Source organism: Achromobacter sp. 1011811831 (assembly GCF_059760905.1).
In genome coordinates, this window is sequence record NZ_JCBANG010000189.1 from 1 (window position 1) to 1,452 (window position 1,452).

1 protein-coding gene is annotated in these 1,452 nt (G+C 67.5%); it reads right to left on the minus strand.

Annotated features, from left to right (window positions below):
• Positions 1-32: 32 nt before the first annotated feature.
• The gene (gene asd, locus AC6LJ9_RS30500) at positions 33-1,163 is read right to left on the minus strand and encodes an aspartate-semialdehyde dehydrogenase (protein WP_103275262.1); all 1,131 of its coding nucleotides are present in this window, start codon (positions 1,161-1,163) and stop codon (positions 33-35) included.
• Positions 1,164-1,452: the final 289 nt, after the last annotated feature.

A 1,452-nucleotide genomic window follows, 5' to 3' on the forward strand; every position in this document is an offset into this window, starting at 1 on the left:
CCCTTGTCGCATGCGCGCCGCGCGGACCGGGATCAGGCTTCGGCCAGCGCGATGCGCAGCATGCGGCGCAGCGGCTCGGCGGCTCCCCACAGCAGCTGGTCGCCCACGGTGAAGGCGCCCAGGTACTGCGGACCCATCGACAGCTTGCGCAGGCGGCCCACCGGGATGTCCAGCGTGCCGGTCACGGCCACCGGGGTCAGCGCGCGGACGGTGTCTTCCTTGGTGTTGGGAACGACCTTGGCCCACTGCGTGCCCTGGGCGATCAGCGATTCGATCTCGTCGATCGGCAGGTCGCGCTTGAGCTTGATGGTCAGCGCCTGGCTGTGGCAGCGCATGGCGCCGATGCGCACGCACAGGCCGTCGATCGGGGTGGCGGGCGTACCGAAGGCGGCGCCGCGACCCAGGATCTTGTTGGTCTCGACCTCGCCCTTCCACTCTTCCTTGGACATGCCGTTGCCCAGATCCTTGTCGATCCAGGGAATCAGGTTGCCGCCCAGCGGCACGCCGAAGTGCTCGTGAGGCAGCGCCGGATCCTGCTGCTTGGCCAGCACGCCGCGGTCGATTTCCAGGATGGCGGACGCGGGATCGTCCAGCAGCGGCTTGACCGCCTGGTTGATCTCGCCGAACTGGGTCAGCAGTTCGCGCATGTGCTGCGCGCCGCCGCCCGAGGCCGCCTGGTAGGTCATGGTGGTCATCCACTCGACCAGGTCATTGTTGAACAGGCCGGCCAGGCCCATCAGCATGCAGCTGACCGTGCAGTTGCCGCCGATGAAGTTGCGCACGCCGCGCTTGAGCGCCGCGTCGATGACCGGGCGGTTGACCGGGTCCAGCACGATGATGGCGTCATCGGCCATGCGCAGGGTGCTGGCGGCGTCGATCCAGATGCCGTTCCAGCCCGCGCCGCGCAGCTTCGGGTAGATCTCGGAGGTGTAGTCGCCACCCTGCGCGGTAATGATGATGGGCAGTTTTTTGAGAGCGTCGATGTCGTAGGCGTTCTGCAGCGGGCCCGCGCCATCGGCCCAGGTGGGCGCGGCGCCGCCAGCGTTGCTGGTGGAGAAAAACACCGGTTCGATCAGTGCGAAGTCGTTCTCGTCGCGCATGCGCTGCATGAGCACCGAGCCGACCATACCGCGCCAGCCGACAAGGCCTACTGCTTGCTTCATTTCAATCGCTCTATAAAGGTGGAGACTAGTCCGGGGAGGGGAAAAGACGTGCAACTCCTGACAATTTATCAGAATGCACGGGGATATGTTGCGGCGCAGCTTGAATAGTGGCCGGCGCGCCACGCGGCCGGCCTGCCCGCCTGCGCCTGCGGCACGTTTTCATCGGGCCGCGCAGCGGCGGGACGGAAAACGGGGCCGCAAGATTTCCCGCGCGCCGGCGCCGCCGGGCGGCGGCCGGGACAGGCATCCCGAGGCCCCTGAAAGCACGGCAAGCCGCGCCGGGAAGGCG

Excerpts from the sequence above, each read along its gene's own strand:
- asd (WP_103275262.1), bottom strand. The coding sequence starts at position 1,163 with ATGAAGCAAGCAGTAGGCCTTGTCGGCTGGCGCGGTATGGTCGGCTCG.